Here is a 2,454-nt window from a genome sequence, read left to right as displayed (position 1 = left end):
ATGGACTCGAGGACATCGTAGTCCTGTTCAATAAGCGTATCTTACTATATTTACGCGACGGACAGGCAAGTGAATTGCTCAAGCGAGTTACTGATGGACTTGAGGCAAGAGAAGGTTTTGAGTACCGCCCAATTTCTGACACATCGGTTCACACATCTGGAACAAACTGCTCGTACCCAAGGACATGTGTAAAGCGAAGTCTATGGGTTGTATCACATCACCGAGTAGACCGCGGGCATGCCGAGCCTGGAGTGTTTGCGTACACTTACCGCGACGGCCGTGCCGATGCCGCGGGACGCGGATGGCTTGGTTTTGTTTCGCGCGAGGCAACGAACGTAGAAACGGGGACTATCACCCGTGTTGTCCGCGACACTGAGAAGCGCTCTGGGACTTTCTACCCGTGTGCAGGCTTTCACCAGTCTTATACAGCCTCAACACCATTAAATCCCAATGTTAAAGGTCAGCCATCAAATAAGCTTGAGGGCTCCTTTAACTCAGAAATATTACCAACAGTGACGCGCTTAAGCAAAGATTATCAAACCATAGCATCCTGCCGCGTAGTAAACCAGTATGACAATAAGGTATATTTTGCCTATCAGGACTCGATAATATTTAGCGAGTATGAAACTTTAATAGCTGTTCTGCCAACTCCTCGGCAGATGGTAGAGCTCCTACGTCGAGAAATTACACATCTGGATCGCGACGGCTACGGCAATACCATACATCAGCAAGTTTCGGTTTACTCAGTCCAGAACGGAATACCAACTGGTCGAGCACATGGAGTCACCAACACGATACAATATGACAACTTTGACTCCTCTTGGATTATTGGGCAAAAAATGCGATTGGTGATCACAAGCGCCACTCGATCCGGACGCACTATGACAAGAACCATTGAGAATGAATTCTATCCAAATACCGGATTGTTGTGGAAGACCCGCATTGAACCCGATTCTCCACTACCCGCGGACGAACAATCCGATGTTTCGCTAGAAATAACGTATCAACGCAACAGTTATGGCCTCGTTACTTCAGTCACTCGCTCTGGATCGGGCGAGGATAGAACAGAAACCATAGCCTATGAGACTCGCGACCAAATATTTCCTGAGACCTCTATAAATGCAGCTGGCCATATACACTATTATACCTTCCACCCAGGAATTGGAGCCGTGGCGACCGAGAGAGACCCAAATGGATTAATAACAACTTATCGTTATGATGGTTTTGGGCGGCTTAGGTATTTAGAGCAGCCCAACGGCGTCGAAAGCGAAGCGCATTTTGATAAGGACGCGGTTGGAAGGTTACGTTTAAGGACTCATACAGCAGGTTCTGCTCCCTCTGAAATCTCTTATGATCGATTAGGACGACCAGCGGAGTGGCGTTGGCAAAGCTTTGACGGTAGCATGTCAGGTGCGGAGGCGTTGTATGATACTCAAGGACGGTTAGCTTCAATTTCTTTGTCGCACGCAATCTCCGATCCACCGGATTGGCGCCATATCGAATATGATAATTTAGGTCGTGTACGTAGTGTGCGCCACCCAGATGGCACGTCAGTTAGAAGAGAATACAAAGGGCTCCAAACAATCTACTGGGATGAGAAAGGGAAAAGAAGGTTTGTCGTTGAGGATGAGTTCGGACGGATAGCTAAAAGCGTCCAAATCACCGACAATGAGAAAGAAATCGGCACCTATTTCGAGTACGGTCCATTTGGAGTTCTCGAGAATATTACTAATGAAGCCGGTCATCGAGTTTCGTATATGTATGACAAAGCTGGTCGAGTAAAAAGGATAGAGACACCAGACACAGGTGCCATGTCAATGCACTATAACGCCTTCGGCGAACAATTAAGTGAAACAAACGCGGGAGGCATCACTACCCATTACAAGCGAGATAAACTCGGTCGAATATCGACAGTTGTTAACGACGCAGGAACAACAAGCTTCACTTGGGATTCCGCTGCACATGGGATTGGATTGCTTGCTCAAACGTTGAGTTCAGATGCTGTTAAATCGACTTTTAACTACGATAATTTTTCACGCTTGAGTCAAGTCTCAAGAACGATTGATAGGCAGACATACCGCGTCGATTACACATACGACAAATTTGGCAGATTGGACACGCTTGCTTACCCACAGATACAAGGTAGATCTAGGCTAACTGTGCGAAATAACTACACCATAGGAGGTGAACTTAAATCGGTGCAAGATGCGAATAGCTCACATGTGTATTGGCAGGTAAATGAGCGCGATGTTGATGGTTTGCCTCGTAGCGAAAGCTTCGGGAACGGTGTTGTCACTAACAAAGTTTATTCAGTCGATGGGGCAACAAGATACATCGGTACCCAGTCGTCAACGGGTACAATACTACAGTTTCTAGAATATGACTATGAAGCTAATGGAAATTTGCACTTGCGAGCAGATGCTATTGCCCACACGCGCGAGGTATTTGGCTACG

The 2,454-nt window shown here is 46.8% G+C and carries 1 protein-coding gene; it reads left to right on the top strand.

Going from position 1 to position 2,454, the window contains the following annotated elements; translation table 11 throughout:
• Positions 1–251: 251 nt before the first annotated feature.
• On the top strand, positions 252–2,454 hold a 2,203-nt coding region (locus tag AC5JJ6_RS09040; RefSeq protein ID WP_496041717.1), incomplete at its 3' end, for an RHS repeat domain-containing protein.

This window comes from Skermanella sp., from assembly GCF_059503625.1.
The sequence above is the reverse complement of the archived record's forward strand: the minus strand, read 5'-3'. Positions and strand labels throughout refer to the sequence as shown.